Here is a 24,078-nt window from a genome sequence, read left to right on the forward strand (position 1 = left end):
TAGAATAGAACGTCCTAAGCACTTTCAAAGTGAGCTAAGCAAATAGCTCTTGAGTAAGCAAAAGGCTTTCACCCGTTCGTTTAAAATGGAAAAAGAGGCGTATCAAATTACCGATACATCCCCTTCTTGGTATGAATTATAAAGGAATTGCTCGATACATGAACGCTGGAATTTGAGAGCATGTTAAGTTTTTTTAGTACAAAGATTTTCTTAAATAAAATACGTATGCTTAAATTAAAAATCGAACTATAGCATTATCGATAAAATTATTAAAATCAATATTTGTTAGTTTCCGAACATATTTTGATAATCTTTTTTCTTGCAAATTTTAATTCGTTCAATTTCAGCCCCATTCTGTACTTTTGAACTCAAAGGATGTTTGATTTACCTCAATATCGTGAAATGTATCAAACATCTACGAAGTTCCTTTCTATTAAACTTTTACTTCTTTTGCATCGGTAAAAACGCCAAGTCCTGTGGATTATCGAGCTAACCGACATTGCGTCGGCCCTCATGCGCCTAAGCTCAAAGCCCATTTCGGACGCAATTATGCCGAGGCATAATTGATAATCTACCTATTGAAGTCGATTTGACAAAAGTAACAACCTTTTGATAACTTTAAGTTGTTACTTGTTAATTTTTAGATACATATCATCCTATATTAAGGAAAGGGAGATCTTATGAGATTCAATAAATTAATGAAGATAGGATTGGCTTTTGCAGTCATGTTCGTATTAACTGCTTGTGGCTCAGGTGGTGAAGACACGAAAAATAAAGACAAAAAAGAAGTGAACTTAGCCTATGTTGAGTGGGATACTGAAATTGCTTCAACAAACGTAGTTGGACAAGTTCTAGAAGATTTAGGATATGATGTAACACTAACACCACTAGATAACGGGATTATGTGGGAGGCTCTTGCCAAAGGAGAGGTTGATGGCATGGTGTCTGCTTGGCTACCACAAACGCATGCCCCTCAAGTTGAGAAGTATAAGGATAAAATAGACGATTTGGGTAAAAACCTAGAAGGTGCAAAAATTGGCCTAGTTGTCCCTAGTTATATGGATGTAAATTCTATCGAAGATTTAACAGATGAAGCTGGTAAAACGATTACTGGCATTGATCCAGGAGCAAATATGACAGCTACTACGGAAAATGCTTATAAAGAATATAAAAACCTAGAAGGCTGGAATGTAGTTACCTCATCTGGAGGGGCAATGACAGCAGCTCTTACTCAAGCGATTGCGAAAAATGAAGAAATCATCGTGACAGGTTGGTCTCCGCACTGGAAGTTCAACGCTTTTGATTTAAAATATTTAGACGATCCTAAAGGTATATACGGAACTGAAGAATATATTGGTACATTTGCACGTAACGGATTGAAAGAAGATAATCCGGGAGCGTATAGTGTTCTTAAAAACTTCCACTGGACTTCAGAAGATATTGAAAGTGTTATGTTTGATATTATGAAAGGCGCTGATCCTAAAGAGGCAGCAAAATCATGGATCAAAGACAACGAGGATAAAGTTTCAGAGTGGACAAAAGATGTAAAATAGTACAAATGGCAAGTTTTATAAACTCGTCTAGCGATTTTACATATGAAGAATAGCGTTAAAACAACAATACCTTCTGCACTTTAGTTGATGATAATTGGAACGTAAGATTCTATCTTTAGAATTAGGTCAAACATCAAAACCTATTTCCTTTGCAGATTTCACCTAAAAAAGTCGATTTCCAGAGCATATGGAATCGACTTTTTTTATATCGCAATTGTGTGAGAAGTTGAGCATGGAGCACATATTCTATGAAAGCGTTTTGGTTCAAATTATTTACTTTTCCATATAAAACGCTTCACACCTAATATAACGAGTGATACAATGATGCCTCCAATAATCATCATACCAATAGAGATTAAGGTGCCAATTCCAGGCACTGATTCGTGTATAAGTCCGTAGATGGATTTTTTAGTTTGGTTATTTGTAAGTGCTAAGATATACTCTTCATAAATTTCATATGAATGTCTTCAGCCAATCATCAAAGGATTTTTCCAAGTTTTTTTCTAGGTTATCCTCTGAAGAATCTAATTCCAATTTATATAAATAGCAAGTTTCCCCTGCTACAGTACCAGTTTTTTTGGCCACATCTAAAATACCATCTTGGTAATAAAACTCCCACACGGTTTCACTTACTTGGTAAGCTATTACTGCATGAATGATTTCATAATTATCAGTAATTCTATCAATATGATAATGATCGTGTAGAAACATAGTATATTCAGATAGTTCATATTTAAATCGATCCAACATTTTTGATGCTAACTCTTCAAAAATATTCGTTTCCATACGAACAGAGTACATAATTTCACCTTTAGTAATCTGGGTCGACACATCTTGAATTGAATTTCTTTTTGAGAAATTCCTCAATAAATTCTTGAATCTGAAGAATATTCACAGAAGAATACTCCTCCAACAAATATATATGATATTTTAATTTCAATTATTTTTCCTCACTTTATGTAGTCACTGAGACCGATTCCTTATTAGCTTCTAAATAAAATATAAACTCAATTCAAATAGCATTAATTTATTTGCGTTGTAATTTTTTAAATCTCTTATCATATTTAGCTCTATTCAAAAAATCCTCATACCAGTATGCATATAAGTCGTGACGACCTGCCTTTTGAAAGATACTTAAGATCTCTTTTTCAGTGGAATTATATCGAAATTCCAACTCCTGAGCTAAAAGATAAGCTTTATGATATATTTCTGCTGCTTGTTCGAAATCCTTTAAATCCACATATAAATGACCTAATCGAACTAATCCACTTGCTTCTATTTCTATTGGATACTCATGTTGTTTTAAATGTTTCAATAATAGTTCTATTGCTTTCTGTTTAAAGTGAAACAAACTTAAAAACTCAATCTTCCATAATAACCTATTATATCGTTTAAATGATTTTTTCATTTTCATTTTCATTTCACCAACTATTTACTTTTTTGAATGGAATTCTTCTGTGTCGAACTTAAAATGTAGATACATATAGATACCCAAACAAAATAGTTAACAACATTAAAACGAACGAATAAATTATTTTCCTAATTGTAAAAGGTAAATACGTAACGACTACCCAAATTATATTCACCCAAAAAGGTGCACAGCTTATTGTTGAGTTAGGATTTTCTGAATTCGACTCTTTCATAAAAATACCCATTATCACGCTTAATAATGTAACCGAAAATAGTAGACCCGAAATAATATTAGCTTCATCCATAATGTAAAGACCTTTTGCATATGTATCCTGATAGTAGAGCTATTAATAGTTCTTCTAACATTGTGATAATCTCCCTTTTTAAACCTGATGTTTTAACTCAAAAGATCAAGCTCTAAATACAATTGAATCGCAATAAAGGTGAAAATCACCAATACAATCAACAGGTGATCAAGCCCCATAAGCCTGCTTTTTTATTGATTTTTTTATAATGGATTAAATAAAGCTCAACCATCCAAATAATCCAAAGAAAAATATAAATCATAAAGCTGTTTTTTCTTTTGGCTGTTTTCGTATACTTTGTTGTTTCCTATTGTTCTGAAAATATTATCTAAGTAAAGATGAAAAGGATGAAACAGCATAAACTATCACACCAATACCTATGAATACCCCCAGCATTGTGATTTTTCTCAAATTACCCGATTCTTTTTGCATCTCTTCGTAATATTTTGCCGCCATAAATACACCCGTCATCATTAAGAGCGCACAAGATATATACGAAACGATGTTCGTGCCATTATTCTTACCGATAGCGTTTGTTAGTAACGCTAATGAGTTTATAAGAGTCAGAAATGAAAAACTTGGTTTTTCATTCGATTCTAATTTTCTACTTTTCTTTTTCGACACTTTATAGTCATGGTTCACATTTTCTAACGATACATACTCCCCAACGATAGCTTCTACTTGTTCCGCATATTTTTTCCGAACTTTAATTATATAAAACACTATGTATACTTCATCGTTTTTTTTCGAGCGGAATCTATTAGACGATTGCTTTAAAATGTCTTTGATTCCTATTTCAAACGGAATGTTACTGCTCTTTATGTGTTTAAAAATTGCCTGGACATTATCTCCTGAATGACCGACTAATATTTTCTTTTTAAACAAACTCAGCACCTCTTTGTAGGCATATTTATAGCCGTTAATCATGATATCTGGTCGTTAAAATGTTACGCATGCGTCATATGTGTAAGATGCAATAAGCTGCCATTTTCATCTTTCACGCCTAGCACATCATCACGATAGTTTGAGAGGTACTGTTAAGGTACTCCTTTATATCATTGAGAGTGGGTATCCGTTATCATCGTAAACATAACTTTTTACTGCGTAATTATAAAAATTTGATATATCTCCAAAGACATCCAATATATATTATCACTGTTCTCATCTGCAGTTTAACGGAAATATATAGATGTTAATTTATTCATATTATTAATAACGTTCTTTGCTTTTGTTGTAAGTAGAATTTAGTTGAAGTAAAGATAAAATCCATTTATTCAGCTTTTTAACCAAAAATAAAAGTAAAGCCTGTTGACAAACTCTACAAGCTTCACTTTATTTTCACCTCTTTATATTAGAGAAAGGACTGTCCTCAAAAGGCATTTTTCATAGCCTTTTGGGACAGTCCCTTGTTTGTTAACCATTATTTTAATACTTCAGGATGGAAGCCATCTTTTTGGAAGTAATTTTCACGTGACCAAATATTTAATTTTTCATTTTCTGCAGCTTGCTGAATGTCTCTAAATTCATCCTCAAACGTATTGTTTGGTTTATGGATAAAGCGCACTGCTGCAAGTCCTTCTTTTAGTAAGGATTCCTGTAGCATTACATCATCAATAAAGACATAGGCTAATAAACGATCATAATGATCTGTTTCTGGTCCAACATCGTAAACCGCTTCAATCTTTTTGGCGTTTTGTAGCAATTTAATCGTATAGTCCCTTGCCTCTTCAGCATAAGGCTGTGCTTCACCCTTGTTATAATTCATTTCTGGTGTATCTACCATCAATAGGCGAATTTTTTGTTTCTTGCCATTTATTGTCGTCTGAATCGTATCACCATCATATGCTTTAATATAATCTACATCAAAGCGCTTATTTCCTGTTTTTTCTTCAACCTGTTCAATAGAAATAGTACTATCTTGGTTAGTTGATGTTGTATCCTTCTCCTGGGCTGGTGATCTGCCAAAAATCATATACAATGCAACTGCAATAATGATTGTACCACTCGTAATTAACGTTTTTATATCTTGCATTTTCATGTAGTAGTTCCCTCACAACTTCATCTTTATTACATTTTAAGGAAGATTCTAAAAGAATCCTTAAAAGTTTCACGATGTTTCTATTGTAAAATATCAGGCTACTACATTCAAGCTATGTAGTTGCAACAGCAACCCAATGGTTTGGAGAAACTTCAACAAGCTGACTATTTTCTATTTCATAGTGTGTTTGTTTGTCTTTGTGCTCGGTATCCATATATTTTTTCTTTTCGATCGCAGGATCTGGAATTGGTATTGAGTGTAATAGAGCTTGTGTATACGGATGCTTTGGATTGGTGTACAGCTCCTCACTTTCTGCAAGTTCTACAATCTTCCCTCCATACATGACTGCTACACGATCGCTAATATGTTTAACCATAGACAAATCATGAGCAATAAATAAGTATGTCAATCCTAGGCGCTGCTGTAAATCCTTTAACAAGTCTACAATCTGCTTTTGAATAGAAACATCAAGGGCTGAAAGTGGTTCATCACAAACGATAAAATTTGGCTCCACTGCTAATGCTCTTGCGATGCCAATACGTTGGCGTTGTCCACCTGAAAATTCATGCGGATAACGCATTGCATGTTCTTTGTTTAAGCCTACAAGTTCAAGTAATTCCTCCACACGCTGATGACGCTCTTCATTCTTTTTAACGAGTTTATGAATATCTAGAGCTTCCCCAATAATATCTACTATTTTTTTTCGAGGATTCAACGAGGAATATGGATCTTGGAAAATAATTTGCATATGACGCCGCATTGCTTTAAGTTGCTTTTTCGTTAGTCTTGTAATTGGTACACCTTGATATAAAACTTCTCCATTCGTAGGCTGATGAAGCTGTAAAATTGTTCGACCTGTCGTAGATTTTCCTGAGCCCGATTCACCTACCAAACCTAACGTTTCCCCTGGATATATATGAAATGACAAATCGTTGACAGCCTTTACCATTTGACCATGCCCTAATGTGAACTCCTTTGAAAGATGTGTCACTTCGATTAATGGTTTATTTTTATCTATTTCGAGCTGTACATTCGTAATTTGCTTAGGCTGCTTTTTCTCATGGAGCTTTGGTAATGCATTCAATAGTTTTTTAGTATAAGGATGTTGAGCATTTTCAAAGATTTCCTCTGTTGTACCTTGCTCAACAATCTCCCCTTCCTTCATAACAATAATTCGATCACACATGCCAGCAACAACACCTAAATCATGGGTAATTAATATGATTGAGGTACCCATCTTTTTTTGCATGTCTCGCATTAATTTTAAGATTTGCGCTTGAATAGTTACATCAAGGGCTGTAGTCGGTTCATCTGCAATTAGTAAAGATGGTTGACAGGCAAGTGCCATGGCAATCATAACACGTTGGCGCATTCCTCCTGAAAACTCATGCGGATATTGTTTATATCGTTCCTCTGCATTTCGAATCCCTACAAGCTTTAATAACTCTATTGTTTGCTTATAGGCCTCAGCTTTGGACATTGACTGATGCTTTATTAAACTTTCAGCTACTTGCTCTCCAATACGAATAGTTGGATTTGTAGATGTCATTGGATCTTGAAAAATCATACTAATATCTTGTCCGCGGATTGTCTCCATTTGTTTTTCGCTCAATGAAGTAATCTCTTGTCCTTTAAACAAAATATTTCCTGACTTTAGAAATGAAGGTGGTGATGGTAATAGACGCATAATTGAACGAGCCGTTACACTTTTCCCACTACCTGACTCTCCTACAATTCCGAGTGTTTCACCTTTATTTAAATGAAAATCAACGCCTTTAACGGCTTCAAATTCTGTTTCTCCCGTAATAAAAGATACACGAAGATCGCTTATTTCTAGAAGCTTTTCACTCATTCAATCCATCCTTTTGTAAATTTTGTGATTGACTTAATTATTTGTATAATCCATACTTTACAATACTGATAGGAATTATACAATATAATTATAATCAATTATGCCTCGGCATAATCGCGTCCGGAATCGGCTTTGTGCTTGCACAAAGAACTCCTTTCCGATTTCCGTGACATCCGCCGGAGGCTTTAACTTCTTTCTACTGAAAGAAGCTGAATCTTTCATCCTGCAATCTGTTCAATAGGGCCTTACAAAAATGAGTCGGCTACAACGCGTATGTTGATGCTGTTTTGTCCTCACTTTAGAATCTATTATTTTATTTACGTCTGGAGGAAATGCATGGTTATTTCAAAAGATCATTCTACAACTAAGGAACATGTATTCTTTTTTTCAGTTTATCAAAAGCTCATGCACCATAAGCCTTACAATGTGCTACTCTTTCTTTTAAGTATTTTAGTACACCCTTTTACATACTTATCTTATTGGAAAAGAAAACATTCAAATCAATACCGCCAAGCTTTTGAGCTACGAAGTCAGTATTACAAAGAAAAGGGTTTGTTCGCACAATGGCAATTTAAATTTGCTGAGCAAGAATTAGCCAAAGCTAAGTTCTTTCATGAATTTGTGTCAGAAAAACAATTACAAAAAACTGCTTCGAAATTAGCAGATTCAAAAATACAGCAGTTAGTAGAGCAAGATTTATTGAAGGATGGTTTAGAAGATCCATCCTATTTACAATTTTTTAGTCAGCAACTTAAAAATAAAAACTTCGTTGCTCTTACTTTTTTACCAGCTGTTTTATTTTATGTAGTCCTTCTATTGTGTGCGAATCCATTTCTACAATTTATCATTGAACGAATACTACAGAGTTTCATTGTTATTGTAGGTGTCGCGACACTAGTGTTTACAATTTTGTATTTATCGCCATTCGATCCAGCGAGAAACTTACTTGGTGTTGCGGCAACGCCTGAGCAAATTGCTAACTTTAATCATATTCATGGTTTGGATCAGCCGTATTTATCTCAATTATGGAATGCACTATCCGGTCTCTTCACATTTGATTTAGGTACTTCCTTTGCAGGGAAAGAAACTATTACACATAGCATTGTAAACAAGTTTCCTGTCACACTTGAAATAGCCATCCTATCACTATTAATGGCTATCGCTATTGCTATTCCGGTCGGCATTATTTCCGCTGTTCGTCCAAATTCATATTTGGATTATACATTTATGTTCATCGCCTTGATTGGATTATCCATCCCCAGCTTTTGGCAAGGCTTACTATTTATTTTAACATTTGCCTTAAAGCTGCAATGGTTCCCAGCTACATATAATCCTCAAAACTGGCTTTCTTTAATAATGCCGATTATTGTCTTAGGGACATCCATTACGGCTTCCATTGCCCGTATGACCAGATCCAGTATGCTTGAGGTGATACATGAGGACTACATTATTACAGCGAGAGCTAAAGGCTTGAATGAATTTAAGGTGATTTCAAAGCATGCTATTCGCAATGCCATGATTCCTATAATTACAGTGATTGGACTTCTCTTTGGTGGAATGTTAGGTGGGGCATCTGTTACAGAAAAAGTTTTCAATATTAGTGGTATCGGTAGCTATATTGTTGATAAGCAGTTTATTCCGGACATTCCAGCTATCCTCGGTGGGGTCGTCTATATTGCTATTACAATTTCGATCGTAAATTTATTCATCGATATTATGTATGCCTTTTTCGATCCACGCATTCGCTCGAAAATGAAGAAGTCTTAAAGGGGGGATCACCCGTGAAAAACAGCTTACATGTCAAACTACTTTTGAAGATAACACAGGAATATGTCAATTCACATTTTACACTTGTCTTTTCCTTGCTATTTTCTTTATTGTTTCTAGCATATAGCTATAATTTTTCTACTCAAAGTTGGCGACCAATCGTCTTAATCTTTTTTGTCATTTATGCAATTACCACAGCTTATGTTGGTTTCCTGACTTTACGCATTAAACAGGATTTAGCAAGCTATAGTGACATACGAAAAAGCACTCGATTACTTGGTTATCCACTGTTATTAACAATTGTTTCAGGTAATATTTTTTCTACATCTTTTGCTTTTTTACTTATTTCAAGAAGTAAGACAGCTGAATATACTTTTGCTGCTTATGCTTTGATCACTCAGCTTTTTATTATCGGTATTTCAGCACTGAACTTATTTAAACCGTACGTCACAGATACTTATTTACTTGCAATGGGTCTTTTCTTACTCCTTGCAATCTTTTATATCGTGATGTTAATGCTATGTACAAAATTTGTGACTTCCGAGGCTGCGCCAAAATGGATGCTGTTACCTGGTATTTTGTTGCTTATTGCTTCATTGACTGGCAATCTATTTGCCACATTGCTAGGGTATAGCCTTATTCAAAAAGCTCGAAAGGCGAATCCCTCTACAATTGAAAAATGGCAAAGAATTTGGGAAAAGATTTTACGCAATACGATGGCCGTCTTCGGATTATTTTTCATAGTGCTAATGTTTTCTTTGTCCGTAACAAGCTCTTGGACATTTGACTATGACTTCGCTATTGAAAATAACTATGGGGCATTATTACAAACACCTTCGTTAGAATATCCGCTAGGCACCGATAATTACGGGCGTGACCTATTTTCTCGCATTGTTTTCGGTGCACAAATATCGCTTATTGTCGGATTTTTCTCAACAATTATACCTGCATTAATCGGCGGAACCCTTGGAGCATTTTCTGGTTATTACGGGAAAGCGACTGACAACATCATCATGCGAAGTCTTGATATTTTATATGCCATTCCTGGAATTCTACTAGCTATTGCTATTATCGCAGCGTTTGGTGCCAATACTATGAATTTAATTATCGCACTAAGTGTTGGAGCCATTCCAACTTATGCTCGTACTATGCGCGCTAATGTAATGCAGCTCTCTAATTTCGAATTCGTAGAATCAGCCAGAGCTTTAGGAGCATCTGATGCTGCAATCATTTTTAAACATATTGTCCCTAACTCGTTAGCACCGATGATTGTCAAAGCCACATTAACCATCGGTGGTGCTGTAATTTCAACAAGTAGTTTAAGCTTTTTAGGGCTTGGCATTGAGCCACACATTCCTGAATGGGGCAATATCCTAAAAGTCGGTAGTACGTATCTGGAAACACATTCCTATGTCGCTATTTTCCCAGGTCTTTGTATTATGCTTCTCGTTCTCTCCTTTAACTTCTTAGGAGATGGGTTACGAGATGCTTTAGATCCAAAATCAAATTAATAATGGAGGTTCTTACATGAAAAGATTACTTGTATTCTTATTCATTGCCGTCTTAGCATTAGCAGGCTGTGTACAGACAAAAACTGAAGTAGAAGGTAGTAAAGATTCAAAAGAGAAAGGTAAAAAGACAGTTGAAGTATTAGGGATGGCCGCTTCTGAGGAAGATATGAATATTGTTCGAGATCAACTAGTTAAAAATGGCTTTGAAGTTAAACTAAATATTCAACCTGATTATGGTTCATTTTCAGCACAAAAAGATGCTGGCAATTATGATTTAGCTCTTTCTAGCTGGACAACAGTAACAGGAAACCCTGATTATGCTGTTCGTGGTTTGTTTAAAACGGGCGGTGACTATAGTATTGTATCTGATTCAAGTTTAGATGCGCTCATCGAGGAAGCGAGTACGTTGACAGGTGATGCAGCCGCTGCAAAATATAAAGAATTAGAACAGCTTTTAGTATTCGATCAAGCTTATATTGCTCCGTTATATATTTCAAATAAATATCAAGGCATTTACTCTGAATTAGTAAACCCAAAAACTGTACATCTACCAAAATCCCGTGCGCAAGTATGGGAAAATATCGAATTCAATGATTCATCCAAAAATGCAACTGAACCGTTGATTTTACATCAAACAATAGATTCGTTAACATCTCTTGATCCTATTAAAGGGAATGACGGTTCTATTAATACATTAAATACGAATATGTATGTACGACTTGTAAACTTAACAGATACAGATGAAGTCATTTCTGATGGTTCATTATCTTATAATCATGCTATTGCTGAAGGGAACCAAGAATATTATTTCATTTTACGTGATGATCTTAACTTCGCTGCTGTAAAAGATGGTACTGCCGTTGATACAGGTGAATTGGTTTCAGCAGAAGACGTTGTATTCTCATTAAATCGTGCAAAAGATTCAAAGTCAGTTCCAGACCATCGCACATATAGTCTTCATGAAAATATCGAAACAGTCGAAATCGTTTCTGACTTAGCTGAATTACAAAAGAAAAAAATTGCAGGCTCTGATCAGTCTGTATTAGATGCATTATCCCAAAACCTCCCTGCTTCTGTAACGCAATTAGCAAAAGACAAAGGGACTGTGAATAATGCAGCTGGAGCATACCAAGTCGTTAAAATTACAACACCAACACCATTCCCACAAGTGTTAAATTATTTAGCACACCAATCTGGTGGTATCGTTTCTGAAAAACAAGTAACAAGCATTAACACATATGATGTAGCAGCCTATAATCCAGACAAGGATATTGCCTATGGTGACCAAGCTACGGTGACGGAAGGCACAGCAACATACAACAACCATCTTTACGCTAGTGGTCCTTACATTCTTATAAAGAAAAATGATTATGAAGCACAATTTGTGAAAAATCCTGCCTACCGTGTAGGTAGTGAATATGAACCGAAGATCGCAAAAATTAATGTTCGTTTTATCGCTGATAACGATAGTGCATTATCAGCATTACGTAATGGTGAGATTCATGTACTTCAGTCAGTACCAGAAACAAAGCTAGACATTGTAAAATCTGATACGAAACTAACGTTAAATACTGCTGATAGTAATGCCGTATCATACCTACAAATGAATACATCTGGTCGCCCTGTTTCAGTTTCAGTAGACCTACGTAAAGCAATTCTTTACTCTATAAATCAAGATGAATTTATTAGCTATTATCAAGGCAATAAAAAACCTGCTGTATCCACTGTTTCACCACTCATTAATACTGGATTGAAGCTTGAAGCAGACAGTAAAAAGGTAAAAGAATATTTAAAAGCCTATAACGATTAATTATCGGTATACAAAACAATTCATAGACACTAAATAGGCAGAGCCTCCTCAAATTATCGAGGAGGCTCTGTTCGTATTGTTAAAAAATGGTTAAGAAATTTTTCTGAATGTTGTCTTGTAATTCCCGTTTTATTTATCACTTATCACTTTAAAATTGGACGCGTCATAAGGTACATGATGAGTGAAGTGGTTGATTGGAGTGGAGACTGAGCGACTCCTCGGGGATCAGCGATATAGAGGAACGAAGGCTAAAAGCATCACGTCCTGTGATAACGCCTTCGTGACCAACATCGTGCTGTTGCTGTCGCTGCGCTTTCGCACAAACAAAACCAAAACCCTCTGCTGCCGCTACGTTGCACTCACGCTTTCGCGCAAAAGACATCTGTTGGCCCGAGACCCTGCAGCGTAGCGGATGTTTTCTGTGCGAAAGCGTAGTGCTAACGTAGCGGCAGCACCAAAAGCGGCTCATTGGAACGCCCCCAGGAAAGCGCTCAGTCGGAACGGAAATCAACCCCTCGCTTTGCCAAAAAGCCCTATTTTATTTACAACGTAAACAGAGCCTCCTCATATTATTGGAGAAGGCTCTGTTATCTTTATTAATACTCTTTTAAATTTCATGATGTGATTTTGGTTTTGGTCCTAGATCTTCGGGCTCAATATCTGCAAAGGTCTCGCCCTCTTCCTCCAAATCACGCATACGATGGGCAATACGTGATGCGGCAGAAGCAGCAATACTGCCAACTAAATCATCTAAAAACGTATTTACATGATGTCCAGGTTCTGTGTCCAACTTCTTAATAATACCGATTTTTTGCTTATCTAAGTGACCGAAAGTTGTTACCGCTATGCTACCGTATGTAAAAACAGATCCAAGTGCGATTGTTTCATCCACACCAAATAACCCCTCATCGGATTCAATAATTTGCTGTAACGGTGCCGACAATAACTTTTTCTCTGCAAGTTCATCTAATTCAATCCCTACTAATAAAGCATGTTGAACTTCACGCTTACGTAATACACGCTCGACAGAATGAATACAGTGGTCTAATGTTAAACCTTCATTATAGGATTTTTGCATTTCATAAACGATTTTAGCAATATCCTCTAGCGATACACCACGACGAATGAGTGCAGCTTGAGCTGCCTTCGCTACTTCTTCAGAGTGTATGCGAGTACTTTTATCATGCATAACTATCCCTCACTTCGATTTGATTGCTAGAATAGTGCTAGCCCAACCTATTATACCTTTACTTTAGCTATATGGTACAATTTCGATACAAACATGAGAAGGAGTGTCATCAGTGGATAAGGGAACTGTACAAGATTTAAAGTTCTATAGTGAAGCTTTACAGGAGGAATTATTGCTCTATATTTATGTTCCTGCAAATTATTCTCCACTATATAAATATAATATTTTAATTGCATCAGACGGCAAAGATTATTTCCAGCTTGGAGGTATTACAAAACTTGCTGATGAACTTATCGATGACTATGAAATCGAAAATTTAATCATTGCATTCGTTCCTTATAAGGACATAAAGGATCGACGTGTTAAATATATTCCAAGTGGAGAGCAACATGAAGCATATCTTCGTTTTTTAGCACACGAGCTTGTGCCCTATTTAGACACTGAATATGCAACCTATCAAATGGGAATGGGTCGTGGAGTCATTGGTGACTCAATGGCTGCTACCGCATCTTTAATGGCCGCATTAAAATATCCAAGTATTTTTGGCAAGGTTATTTTACAATCACCGTATGTTGATGAAAATGTTTTGCAAGCTGTAGAGAATTTTAAAGATCCAGGCTCAATCTCTATTTACCATATTGTTGGAAAAGAAGAAGATAAAGTTGTCACAATGGATAAAACCATTAAAGATTTTTTAACACCAAATCGTCAGCTTCATAATCTCATGTTAGACAAAGGATTTTCTTTATTCTATGAAGAGTTTAATGGCAATCATACATGGAAATATTGGAAACCTGATCTACGTCGCGCATTAATTGAAAATTTCAATTAATATAGGCGAATCAAATTACGAAATCGGAAATTTCTGTTATACTTAAATAAAAAATTGTTTACTTTCGGGAGGTAATGGCCTATGAAGTACGGTATTGTGGCATTTCCATCAAAAAAATTGCAAGATTTAGCGAATACGTATCGCAAACGATACGATCCTCATTATGCGAAAATTACTCCGCATATTACATTAAAGGACAGCTTTGATGCGACAGATGATGATATTCAATCTATTATTAAGCAATTAGATGAACTTGTTGCCAACTATGCACCTTTAAACGTTCATGCATTACGCATAAGTTCATTTTTCCCTACAACAAATGCGATTTATTTCCGCATTGAACCAACTGAACAATTAACAGCATTCCACCAAGCACTTGAAGAAAAAGTACCTTTTGGTGAGTCAAAACATGTATTTGTACCACATATCACGATTGCTCAAAAAATGACGGATTCCGAGCATGATGACATCTTTGGGCAATTACGTATGACAGGCGTTGACGAAAAAGATACAATTGATCGTATTCATCTTTTATACCAATTGGAAGATGGCTCATGGACAACATATGAAACATTCCGATTGTCAGGAGCTGAGTAATCCTTGTACAACGTTAAGATTGTGGAAACAGCAAAAGAGCACGAGGATGCGTTCGCAGTTCGCAAACAGGTTTTTGTTGAAGAACAAGGTGTGCCGCTGCATTTAGAATGTGATGCTGAGGATGCATCCGCAACACATTTTATTATGTACGAAGACAATGATCCTGTAGGTGCTGCACGTTTACGTAATATCGTGGACGATGCTGCAAAAATTGAACGTGTCTGTATTTTACAAGATCAGCGAGGCAAAAAACTAGGTGCTTTAATTATGAAAGAAATGGAAAAGTACGCTATTTCAATAAATAAGAAAAAACTAAAACTCCACGCACAAAGTTATGCTATTCCTTTTTATGAAAAGCTTGGCTATGCGGTAACATCTCCCGAATTTATGGATGCTGGTATCCCACATCGTGCTATGGAAAAAACGATTTAATTTCTTTCACCTCAAATCGGTGTTACGAAAATGCTACGGCATATCGTAACACCTTTTTTATTTTTTCTACAAAACTTTAAAGGTTGATTTATAAATGAAAGTCCATTTAACCAACCTTTTAAATATCAAATTATTTCATCATTTTAGTAATTTTATCGAAGTCTAGTGAAGCACCATCTTGAATAATAGATTGAACTAACTTATCTTCAAGCTCTTGCGTAATTTGTCTATTGGACACCTTACTTACGCGTCGTACGATTTTTCTTACTTGTTTTTCACTTTTAAAATCAGCATGTTGGATTGCATTTGCTAATGCGAAGATCTCATCCATCGATACCCCAGTTTTTTGTTCAATTGAATTAAAAAACCCGCGATTCATGTTCCCCCTCCTATCAGTTAAAATTAATTTATTTCCATTCATATTTTATGCACAAAACATTCAAAAAATAGTGAAGGCTTTAAACTTTATTCAGATAATAAAGCACTCTGAAGAAAAGCTAAAGCCTCTTATCGACTGTCACATATCAATTATGCCTCGGCATAATTGCGTCAGGAATCGGCTTTGTGCCTGCACAAAGAACTCCTTTCCGATTCCATGGCATCCGCCGGAGGCTTAACTTCTTTCAGCAGGTATTTGGACACTCACTGAAAAGCAGCTTAAATCCCCTTCATCTCAGAAGACTTCTGTACCTGTCGCTACCCTTTCGGTACTAAAGACATATGCTGAAAGAAATTAAATGATAGTAGCACCAACAATGATTAGGAGAATGAATAGAACAACGATTAGAACAAACGTTGAACTCTGACCATGTCCATAGCCATAATATCCGCAGCCATAATATCCGCCGTAATCTCCTCCGTAGCAACCATCAGAGTGCCCTCCATACGAGCCCCAGCCTTGATATCCCATAAAAATACCCCTCCCTTCTACAACCTATAATATGTTTTGGTTGTAAAAATGGGTGGGGTATTCGTCTAGTCAACATTTCCTTTTGGTTTAAAAAGTAATGCTCCGATAAAGCCAAAGACAATGGCAGCACTGATTCCTGAGCTGGTTACTTCAAACATCCCAGTCAACACGCCTACAAGCCCATGCCTTTCTGCCTCAGCAAGCGCACCATGCGTTAAAGAATTTCCAAAGGACGTAATAGGAACTGTTGCACCAGCACCTGCAAAATTAATGAGAGGCTCATACAAGCCCATTCCGTCTAGAATTGCACCAATTACGACTAGAGTACTCAATGTATGTCCTGGCGTTAATTTTCCAACATCCATTAGTAATTGACCGATGGCACAAATAATGCCACCTACAATAAATGCAAATACAAATGTCATTACCATAGCTTTTACCTCATTTCATTGTAATTTCAATCGCGTGTGCCGTACATGGAATCGTCTCGCCCTGTTGAAAAGTAAGCGGAGACAGTAATGCTCCTGTCGCTACAAGAAGAACTCGTTTATAAGTACCTGCTCGCATCTGTTGAATTACATAACTAAAAAAAACAGCTGCTGAACAACCTGCACCACTTGCACCGGATTGAAATGCCTCATCCTGTCCATAAAACTCGGCACCTGCATCACGTAAAGGTTTTAAATCCTCACTTTTGATGCCATTTTCAACAAACATGCCTTTTAAAAGTTTTAAGCCAAGTTGACCCAAATCACCTGTTAAAATTAAATCATAGTGGTAAATTTTTTGATTACGTTGCTCTAAATGTGATTGAATCGTCTGAAAAGCGGCTGGTGCCATCGCTGCACCCATGTGAAATGGATCATCCATACCATAATCAACTGATTTTCCAACAGTTGCTGCTTCAATAGAAGGGTATTCCTCTTGATGTTTACCAATTAGAGCATATCCAGCAGCCGTTACCGTCCATTGAGCAGTTTGGGGCTTTTGTGAACCATAATCGATTGGATAACGGAATTGTCGCTCAACCGCATTGTGTTGGCTGGATGCACCAGCGAGCGAAAAGTTTGCGGCACCTGCCTCAGTTAAAAGGCTCGCAACGATTACTGAAGATATAGAGGTAGCACATGCTGAGAAGAGTCCAATAAAAGGAATTTCTAAGTCTCTAGCTGCAAAATTGGTCGGTGTCATTTGATTTACTAAATCGCCGCCCATAAAGTAATCAATGTCCTTATTTTTTACGCCCGCTTTTTTCATGGCAAATTCACAGGCCTCTTCCACCATTTTTCGATGACCTTGTTCATTTGTTTTCATTTGCCAACGTTCATCATCATAGGTCGCATCAAAGTGTTGACTAAATATACTTCGTTTCTCTAGTGGACCTGCGACTACACCTGCTGCTATTATGGATGGCTTCGATTGAAAGATAATTACCATGAAACCACTCCTAGCGTTACGAGAATGTATTTAATAAGTCCAACAAAAAAAGCGGAGACAACACCAAATAATACAACGGACCCAGCTAATTTGAATATATTCCCACCAACACCAAGTACTAATCCTTCAGATCTGTGCTCGATGGCAGCAGAAATAACAGCATTACCAAACCCCGTAACAGGCACAGCTGATCCAGCTCCAGCAAATTGACCAATCTTCTTATATAAGCCAAAACCTGTTAAAATCATGGCAAAGAACACCATTGTTGCAACTGTTGGATTTCCAGCTGTCTCTTCAGTAAAATTAAAGAAAATGATATAAAAAAGTGAAACGGCCTGTCCGATTGTACAAATAAGTCCACCTACAAAAAATGCCTTTGCAACATTTTTAAAATAAGGCGGTTTCGGCGTGACATTCTGTTCTAATTGATGGTATTGTTCTTTTTCCACTATGCTTTCTCCTTTGCTAGCTTTTTCAATTCGTTAATTTTATCTTTCAGTTTATTATCTTCAACTTGATCCCTTTTTATTTTATTGGCTTCATAAAATATTTTATAATCGGTTGAGACAAAAACCTTTTTATTTGGATATTTTTCATCAAATTTCTTTTGCAACTTTTTCTCTAATTTAGCCTTTTTCCATTTATCCCATGGTTTAATTTGCACTGCTACAAGCATACTATTGTCGTATTGGATAACCGTTGTTTTGTCTACATATTTCTGCTCTTTTAATATGGATTCAACTTCTTTTTCATTTTCCGGTGAACCGTAGACAATAAATTTTTCTTTTTCACCGCACCCACTTAAAAGCGATAAACTGACTAATAGAGGTAACATCATTCCTAATAGCTTCAAGTTTTACCCTCCTTTTCTTTAAAGTTTCTCCAACCATAAAAAAACTATTCATTTAACTATATATACAAAGGCCCGAGTCCATTTTTCTTAAGTACATATTGTAGAAGTAGTAACAAGGAAAGGAGGTGACAATATGGGTTGTGGCAAGCCAACAAATCCTATTGGACCAATCCATTCAGCAGGCTGCGTTTGTGACGTAGTACGCGCTATTTTAGACATTCAGAATCAAGCGGTGAGAGAAGAATGTCAACCATGTACAGCTAACTGTTTCCTAGAACCACTGGGAGGCATCGTAAGTCCAGCACGCTCTCATGCAGATACACGTGTATTTATGTTAATTACAAAAGATGGTACTCCTTTTAAAGCATTTTTCAGTTCTCCAACAGCAGATCCATGTATATGTACATCCGTATTTTTCCGTGTAGAAGATATGTTTGATGAGTGCTGCGCTACCTTGCGTGTTTTAGAACCTTTATGTTCATTTGACTCCAGTGAAAGTACAGTCGATCTATTAAGTCGAGATGGCTGCTGTGTCAACATGAAAAAAATATGCAAAGTAGATGATTGGAATTCCACTGAGAGCTGTATCACTGTAGATTTATCGTGCTTCTGTGCTGTACAATGTATTGCTGATGTAGACTTAGGGATTTGTGAATAATCTTTTTCTCCTTTGACACACTACACATAAAAAAAAGTGTACAGCATCCTCTGCTGTACACTTTTTTCATAAAGTAGGTAATTGTTTACCTCGCCATAATACTTGTTCTATGTCCTCAAAATAAATAATTTCTTGTGTCTTTAATTCAAAAGAAGTAAGCATCAATGAATCCGTCTCTACATTAGACGCACTACCTCGTAAATTTCGGCCATCCTTTAAACTTACGACTAACGGTTGATAAGCTTTTTGCCGAAATGGCTTTTCTAAAAATTGAAGTTGCTTTAGTAAATACGGATCTATTTGTAATTCTTCAACCACTTCTTCTTCTTTTTCTTCAATTGTCTGTTCATTGAAATAGCCGTCCTTTAGATACACTGACGTACTTTCATCCAAATCAAGTTCATGTAGTGCCTTAGAAATATTCAGAAAATAGGATGGTGACTTTATAAATAAGCGTGGCTCTTGACCCACATTACTCACTTCCCTTTTTTTCATACAATATGCGAAAGGAAGAAAATTGGTTCTCAGCCTATTTTGCTTATGAATGTTGTCGCCAAACCTAAGTAAATTAAAATACTTGTAATATCATTTAATGTTGTAATAAATGGACCTGATGCAACAGCTGGATCAATTTTCATGCGATGCATAAGCAATGGAATGAAAGAACCTGCAAGTGTTGCTACTAAAATTGAACCACACAGCGCTGCTCCTACTAGCATTCCAAGAATAAGCTCTTGTTTCCAAATATAGACGATGCCGATCACAATCAGCCCACAAACAATTCCAGACATTAAACCCGTGCCTGCTTCACGTAGGAGTAATTTTAACTTGCTATGTTCTTCAACATCTCCTGTTGCAATTCCTCGAATAGCTACCGCTAATGCCTGTGTTCCACTATTTCCAGAAGTACCTGAAATAAGAGGGATAAACACCGCGAGTAACGCTACCTGTTCTAACGTTGCCTCAAACTGTCCCATCAAATTTGCTGTCAACATCCCTAAAAATAATAATATGACAAGCCATGGTAAACGTTTTTTAGCCGCTTGGAACGAGGTTGTATCAAATTTATCCATATCGGAAATACCCGCTAATTTAGAGTAATCCTCCGATGCTTCTTCATCAATAACGTCGATAATATCGTCGACTGTAATAATCCCTAGTAATTCACCCTTATCGTCAATAACTGGTGTAGCTAAGAAGTTATAGTCCTTCATAATTTGGGCAACCTCTTCTTGGTCATCCCCCGCGTGCACCATCACAACACGTTCATTCATAATCGAGCGTATACGAGTATCTTCATCCGCAATGATTAAATCACGAAGCGAAATAACACCTGTTAATCGATGTGCTTCATCCACGACAAAAATATAATAAATGGTTTCAGCATCCGGTGCTTCTTTTCGTAAAATCGCCATCGCTGAACGAACAGTAGAATTTTCTGGTATCGCTACATATTCAGTCGTCATGATAGAACCAGCTGTGCCTTCGTCATATCTTAAAAGCTCATTAATCTCTTCAGCTGTTTCCTCATCCATCATGCCTAAATAGCTTTCACGTTGTTCCGTATCCAATTCATTTAAAACGTCTGCTGCATCATCTGCGTACATATGAGAAAGCATTTCTGCACCATATGAAGGATCCATCTCAGCCAGATACGCTGTGTATTCATCATCATCTATTTCGATTGCCTCAAAAATATCAGCCATTTCCGCCGGAGACAAGAACGAATAGATGGTCTTTCGTATATCAGGCTCCACCTTCTCATAAAACGTTGCCTGATCATATGGATGAAGCTCTAAAAACTCATCGCGGAATGCGTTTATATCATGTGCTTCGAGCATTTCTCGCAAACGAGCCTCGTCGAATTGCACATCATCCCTTTCATTTCTTTCCTCTATCATGCTTGTCCCCTCCTTCCGAGCATTAAATCATTAATACGGGCAATTCCGTAAATCTACCTTTTATATAATAGAGCGTATGATGCCTTTTCTGCAAACCCTTTTTTTACTACATAGCATCCTACAACATCTCCGCAATCTAATTGGATAAATCTGTAGATAAAAGTTTCCGTTTTTCACCTTTACTGAATAAAAACTAGCTCCTCACCAAAAGTTGGAGATGACATTTATTAACCGTATGCCATAAATAGTTGAACTTCGTTCCGACTGGGCAACTCCTTGGGGATCAGCGATAGAGGACGGAGGCTAAAAGCATCACATCCTGTGATAACGCCTTCGTGACCAACATCGGTGCTGTTGTTGTTACTGTCGCTGCGCTTTCGCACAATCAAAACCCTCTGCTGCCGCGAAAGCGAAGCGGCAGCAGCAAAGCGCCCAGTCGGAACGGAAATCAACCACTCGTTATGGTAAATCCTCTACTCTACTATACCCTACAAATCGCTTTTTGTTCTGTTACGATGTTTTTAAGATAACTTATAAAATGATAAAGAGATGCCCGTTTGTGCGAACATCTCCTTAAATATATAACATGATTCAGTAATAGGTTTCACACTTCGGGAATAAAAGAGGATTGAAGAAATAAACTTCAAACTAAAGAGTCAATCAATAATTGCTGCATATCTTCATTTACGTTACTTGTAAATTGTAACCTCTCACCTGTCAAAGGATGAAGCATCTTTAAGGACACACAATGTAATGCTTGTCTATTTATATGATCACGACTTCCACCATAAAGTTCATCTCCAACAAGTGGATGTCCCACATAGGCCATATGCACACGAATTTGATGTGTTCGCCCTGTGTGCAACTTTAGTTGTATATGTGTCATCGGTTCACCCTGTAAATAAAAGTGCCTTAATATTGTCACATCTGTATGTGCAAATTGACCGTCCTCACGCACCTCACGCTCAATAATGCTCGTCTCCTTGCGTCCAATAGGAGCAATAATTGATCGTACATCTCGTGCCACATGTCCATGTACAATGGCTTCATATTGTCGAGAAATTTCTCCGCTACGTTGTGCAAGTCCCGCTAAATGATGAATATGAGCATGTTTGGCAATGCATAGCAAGCCAGAAGTATCACGGTCAAGTCTCGTGACGATATGAGCCGTTGATGCTAAACCTTGCTGTTGAAAATGACCACACACTAGATTCGCTACGCTATGTGTTGGATGCTCACGCGAAGGAATCGTACTTTGATGTGCTGGCTTATTAAGCACTAAAATTGCTTCATCTTCGTAAATAATAGAAAGTTCACCATGTTCAACAGCAAGCCCCTCACTTTTTTCTTCAGGAGGGAATGTAACTTCAACTCGATCGCCAACGTGAAGAGGATGTCGAACATTGCGTTCGACATCATTTACTGTCAGTAAGCCTCCATCAAATTTAATAGCCGTTAAAGCTCGCTTGGAGATGCGCCATTCAGCTAAGGCCTCCTTAAGTAGTTGGCCTTCCTTTTCCGCTATAAAATGCAGTGTAAATCTTGTATCCATTTTACTCATTGGCCACGAATGATTCATGCACTCGTTCCCAGAATGGGAATGGACGGAAACGTGCAAAACGCACTCTTTCAGTTGCTACATTAAATGCAATCGACTTCACATCACCTTGCGTGACTTGTAAATGATCAACTGTCATATTAAAGTTTTGTTCATTGACTGGACGTAAAACACAATGATGGTGTGCTGGTAATATGAGTGGTGAACCAACTGTACGGAAGACACGGTTATTGATAGATGCTATCTCAGTAATTTGGAGTGCCGCTAAAGTCGGATGAATAATTGCTCCACCGAGGGCTTTATTATAAGCTGTACTACCAGAAGGCGTTGATACACATAGTCCGTCTCCACGGAAACGTTCAAACTGATTACCATTTAATTCTACATCCATTACAAGCGTGACATCAGGTGATTTCACAGTTGCTTCATTTAACGCTAAATACGTATTGGATTCCGCATTATGATGCTCCACCTTTACCTCTAGTAGAGGATATTCCACAACGTTAAAGTCCTTTTTCGCAATGGATAAAACAAGCTTTTCTAATTCAGATGGCTTCCAATCGGCATAAAATCCTAAATGTCCCGTATGAATACCTACGAAGGCGACCTGATCTAGCAAATGAGCATATCGATGAAAGGCATGTAGTAAAGTGCCATCTCCCCCAATAGAGATTACGATTTCAGGAGCCTCTTCATCATAAGTTAACCCAAAATCCTGCAAATACGTTCTGGCTAGCTCCATTAATTCGTTCGACTGTGCATCTCTACGTGATTGAATGGAAAATTTCATTTTGAGTCACGCTCCTTCTCCGATAGTAAATTAGGATTCGATGCTTCTTTATATTCACTGAAATAAGCCTGCGCTTCTTGTATCTCACTACGAATGGACGACATTTCCTCATCTAATCGGAAAGCGGCCTCTGCTGCACTTTGAAGGCGATTTTTAATTTCCTCAGGGAACATACCTTTATATTTATAATTTAAAGAATGCTCAATAGATGCCCAAAAATTCATGGCTAGTGTTCTTATTTGTATTTCAGCTAATACCACTTTTTTCCCCTGTATCGTCTCTACAGGATACTCCACAATCATATGATATGAGCGGTAGCCACTTGGCTTATTATGTGTAATATAGTCACGCTCTTCCACTACACGCATATCTTTACGTTGCCGTATTAGTTCTGTAACTGTCGATATATCATCTACAAATTGACACATAATACGTAAACCTGCGATATCGCCTAGCTCGTCACCTAGCTGTTTAGAAGGCTCAAAGGAAAGTCCTTTTTCTAGTGTTTTATCATATATACTTGCTAAAGGCTTTACACGTCCTGTCACAAATTCAATTGGTGAATTTGCATTAACAATACCAAACTGTGAACGCATACCCTTTAATTTTACTTTTAACTCATCTACTGCTTGTTTATAAGGACTTAAAAATATTTCCCATTGCCCCATCGCAAAA

The 24,078-nt window shown here is 37.0% G+C and carries 25 protein-coding genes; 8 read left to right on the forward strand and 17 right to left on the reverse strand.

Annotated features, from left to right (window positions below; translation table 11 throughout):
- Positions 1-680: 680 nt before the first annotated feature.
- The gene (locus AC3WSK_RS02580; protein WP_079559592.1) at positions 681-1,553 is read left to right on the forward strand and encodes a glycine betaine ABC transporter substrate-binding protein; all 873 of its coding nucleotides are present in this window, start codon (positions 681-683) and stop codon (positions 1,551-1,553) included.
- Between the two features lie 453 nt (positions 1,554-2,006).
- Here AC3WSK_RS02580 and AC3WSK_RS02585 read toward each other — a convergent pair whose 3' ends face one another.
- From AC3WSK_RS02585 to AC3WSK_RS02605, 5 genes are all read right to left on the reverse strand, one after another.
- Positions 2,007-2,354: a hypothetical protein gene (locus AC3WSK_RS02585; protein ID WP_492411719.1), complete on the reverse strand. Its 348-nt coding sequence runs from the start codon at positions 2,352-2,354 to the stop codon at positions 2,007-2,009.
- Positions 2,355-2,580: 226 nt separating this feature from the next.
- Positions 2,581-2,967, reverse strand: a complete 387-nt coding sequence (locus tag AC3WSK_RS02590) for a hypothetical protein (protein ID WP_427481876.1) — start codon at positions 2,965-2,967, stop codon at positions 2,581-2,583.
- Positions 2,968-3,592: 625 nt separating this feature from the next.
- Positions 3,593-4,153 carry a hypothetical protein gene (locus AC3WSK_RS02595; RefSeq protein ID WP_427481874.1) on the reverse strand — a complete coding sequence of 187 codons (561 nt, stop codon included), beginning with the start codon at positions 4,151-4,153 and terminating at the stop codon, positions 3,593-3,595.
- Between the two features lie 535 nt (positions 4,154-4,688).
- Positions 4,689-5,306 carry a thermonuclease family protein gene (locus AC3WSK_RS02600; RefSeq protein ID WP_079559587.1) on the reverse strand — a complete coding sequence of 206 codons (618 nt, stop codon included), beginning with the start codon at positions 5,304-5,306 and terminating at the stop codon, positions 4,689-4,691.
- Positions 5,307-5,418: 112 nt separating this feature from the next.
- Positions 5,419-7,158: an ABC transporter ATP-binding protein gene (locus AC3WSK_RS02605; RefSeq protein ID WP_427481871.1), complete on the reverse strand. Its 1,740-nt coding sequence runs from the start codon at positions 7,156-7,158 to the stop codon at positions 5,419-5,421.
- Between the two features lie 336 nt (positions 7,159-7,494).
- On the opposite strand from AC3WSK_RS02605, the gene AC3WSK_RS02610 reads away from it, so the two are divergent.
- Genes AC3WSK_RS02610 through AC3WSK_RS02620 form a run of 3 tightly spaced genes read left to right on the forward strand, consistent with a single transcriptional unit; the run spans position 7,495 to position 12,246 of the window.
- Positions 7,495-8,925, forward strand: a complete 1,431-nt coding sequence (locus AC3WSK_RS02610) for an ABC transporter permease (RefSeq protein ID WP_492411722.1) — start codon at positions 7,495-7,497, stop codon at positions 8,923-8,925.
- 14 nt (positions 8,926-8,939) lie between these two features.
- Positions 8,940-10,436: an ABC transporter permease gene (locus AC3WSK_RS02615; protein ID WP_427481867.1), complete on the forward strand. Its 1,497-nt coding sequence runs from the start codon at positions 8,940-8,942 to the stop codon at positions 10,434-10,436.
- Between the two features lie 16 nt (positions 10,437-10,452).
- Positions 10,453-12,246, forward strand: coding sequence for an ABC transporter substrate-binding protein (locus AC3WSK_RS02620; protein WP_079559583.1), 1,794 nt, complete (start codon positions 10,453-10,455; stop codon positions 12,244-12,246).
- A 607-nt stretch (positions 12,247-12,853) separates the two neighbouring features.
- On the opposite strand, the gene AC3WSK_RS02625 is transcribed toward AC3WSK_RS02620, so the two are convergent.
- The gene (locus AC3WSK_RS02625) at positions 12,854-13,435 is read right to left on the reverse strand and encodes a phosphatidylglycerophosphatase A family protein (protein WP_079559582.1); all 582 of its coding nucleotides are present in this window, start codon (positions 13,433-13,435) and stop codon (positions 12,854-12,856) included.
- Positions 13,436-13,547: 112 nt separating this feature from the next.
- Between AC3WSK_RS02625 and AC3WSK_RS02630 the strand changes: the two genes are divergently transcribed.
- From AC3WSK_RS02630 to AC3WSK_RS02640, 3 genes are all read left to right on the forward strand, one after another.
- Positions 13,548-14,267, forward strand: a complete 720-nt coding sequence (locus AC3WSK_RS02630) for an alpha/beta hydrolase (protein ID WP_079559581.1) — start codon at positions 13,548-13,550, stop codon at positions 14,265-14,267.
- Positions 14,268-14,348: 81 nt separating this feature from the next.
- Complete coding sequence (locus AC3WSK_RS02635) at positions 14,349-14,864, forward strand: YjcG family protein (protein ID WP_079559580.1); 516 nt, start codon at positions 14,349-14,351, stop codon at positions 14,862-14,864.
- 3 nt (positions 14,865-14,867) lie between these two features.
- A complete protein-coding gene (locus AC3WSK_RS02640; RefSeq protein ID WP_079559579.1) occupies positions 14,868-15,296 on the forward strand; it encodes a GNAT family N-acetyltransferase in 429 nt (142 codons plus the stop codon).
- Between the two features lie 130 nt (positions 15,297-15,426).
- Here the strand turns inward: AC3WSK_RS02640 and AC3WSK_RS02645 are convergent, their stop codons facing one another.
- From AC3WSK_RS02645 to AC3WSK_RS02670, 6 genes are all read right to left on the reverse strand, one after another.
- Complete coding sequence (locus tag AC3WSK_RS02645; RefSeq protein ID WP_386827010.1) at positions 15,427-15,675, reverse strand: stage VI sporulation protein F; 249 nt, start codon at positions 15,673-15,675, stop codon at positions 15,427-15,429.
- A 354-nt stretch (positions 15,676-16,029) separates the two neighbouring features.
- The gene (locus tag AC3WSK_RS02650; RefSeq protein ID WP_079559577.1) at positions 16,030-16,206 is read right to left on the reverse strand and encodes a YjcZ family sporulation protein; all 177 of its coding nucleotides are present in this window, start codon (positions 16,204-16,206) and stop codon (positions 16,030-16,032) included.
- A 65-nt stretch (positions 16,207-16,271) separates the two neighbouring features.
- A complete protein-coding gene (gene spoVAE / locus AC3WSK_RS02655) occupies positions 16,272-16,631 on the reverse strand; it encodes a stage V sporulation protein AE (RefSeq protein WP_170938878.1) in 360 nt (119 codons plus the stop codon).
- 16 nt (positions 16,632-16,647) lie between these two features.
- Entirely contained in the window at positions 16,648-17,643 is a 996-nt protein-coding gene (locus AC3WSK_RS02660) for a stage V sporulation protein AD (protein ID WP_079559575.1), read from the reverse strand.
- The gene (spoVAC, locus tag AC3WSK_RS02665) at positions 17,637-18,092 is read right to left on the reverse strand and encodes a stage V sporulation protein AC (protein WP_079559574.1); all 456 of its coding nucleotides are present in this window, start codon (positions 18,090-18,092) and stop codon (positions 17,637-17,639) included. The genes AC3WSK_RS02660 and spoVAC overlap by 7 nt, the downstream gene beginning before the upstream one ends.
- Positions 18,092-18,496, reverse strand: a complete 405-nt coding sequence (locus AC3WSK_RS02670; protein WP_240518163.1) for a YhcN/YlaJ family sporulation lipoprotein — start codon at positions 18,494-18,496, stop codon at positions 18,092-18,094. Before AC3WSK_RS02670 ends, spoVAC begins: the two co-directional genes overlap by 1 nt.
- Positions 18,497-18,629: 133 nt before the next feature.
- On the opposite strand from AC3WSK_RS02670, the gene AC3WSK_RS02675 reads away from it, so the two are divergent.
- Positions 18,630-19,154, forward strand: a complete 525-nt coding sequence (locus tag AC3WSK_RS02675; RefSeq protein ID WP_079559573.1) for a CotY/CotZ family spore coat protein — start codon at positions 18,630-18,632, stop codon at positions 19,152-19,154.
- A gap of 66 nt (positions 19,155-19,220) precedes the next feature.
- On the opposite strand, the gene AC3WSK_RS02680 is transcribed toward AC3WSK_RS02675, so the two are convergent.
- From AC3WSK_RS02680 to yjbM, 5 genes are all read right to left on the reverse strand, one after another.
- The gene (locus AC3WSK_RS02680; RefSeq protein WP_240518162.1) at positions 19,221-19,625 is read right to left on the reverse strand and encodes a hypothetical protein; all 405 of its coding nucleotides are present in this window, start codon (positions 19,623-19,625) and stop codon (positions 19,221-19,223) included.
- Positions 19,626-19,678: 53 nt separating this feature from the next.
- Entirely contained in the window at positions 19,679-21,055 is a 1,377-nt protein-coding gene (mgtE, locus tag AC3WSK_RS02685; RefSeq protein ID WP_079559571.1) for a magnesium transporter, read from the reverse strand.
- Between the two features lie 643 nt (positions 21,056-21,698).
- Complete coding sequence (locus tag AC3WSK_RS02690; RefSeq protein WP_492411728.1) at positions 21,699-22,634, reverse strand: RluA family pseudouridine synthase; 936 nt, start codon at positions 22,632-22,634, stop codon at positions 21,699-21,701.
- On the reverse strand, positions 22,609-23,403 hold the full coding sequence (locus AC3WSK_RS02695; protein WP_079559569.1) for an NAD kinase: 795 nt from the start codon (positions 23,401-23,403) through the stop codon (positions 22,609-22,611). Before AC3WSK_RS02695 ends, AC3WSK_RS02690 begins: the two co-directional genes overlap by 26 nt.
- Positions 23,400-24,071, reverse strand: coding sequence for a GTP diphosphokinase (gene yjbM, locus AC3WSK_RS02700; RefSeq protein ID WP_049668156.1), 672 nt, complete (start codon positions 24,069-24,071; stop codon positions 23,400-23,402). The genes AC3WSK_RS02695 and yjbM overlap by 4 nt, the downstream gene beginning before the upstream one ends.
- Positions 24,072-24,078: the final 7 nt, after the last annotated feature.

Source organism: Lysinibacillus sp. EB271-A1-10B (genome assembly GCF_058791335.1).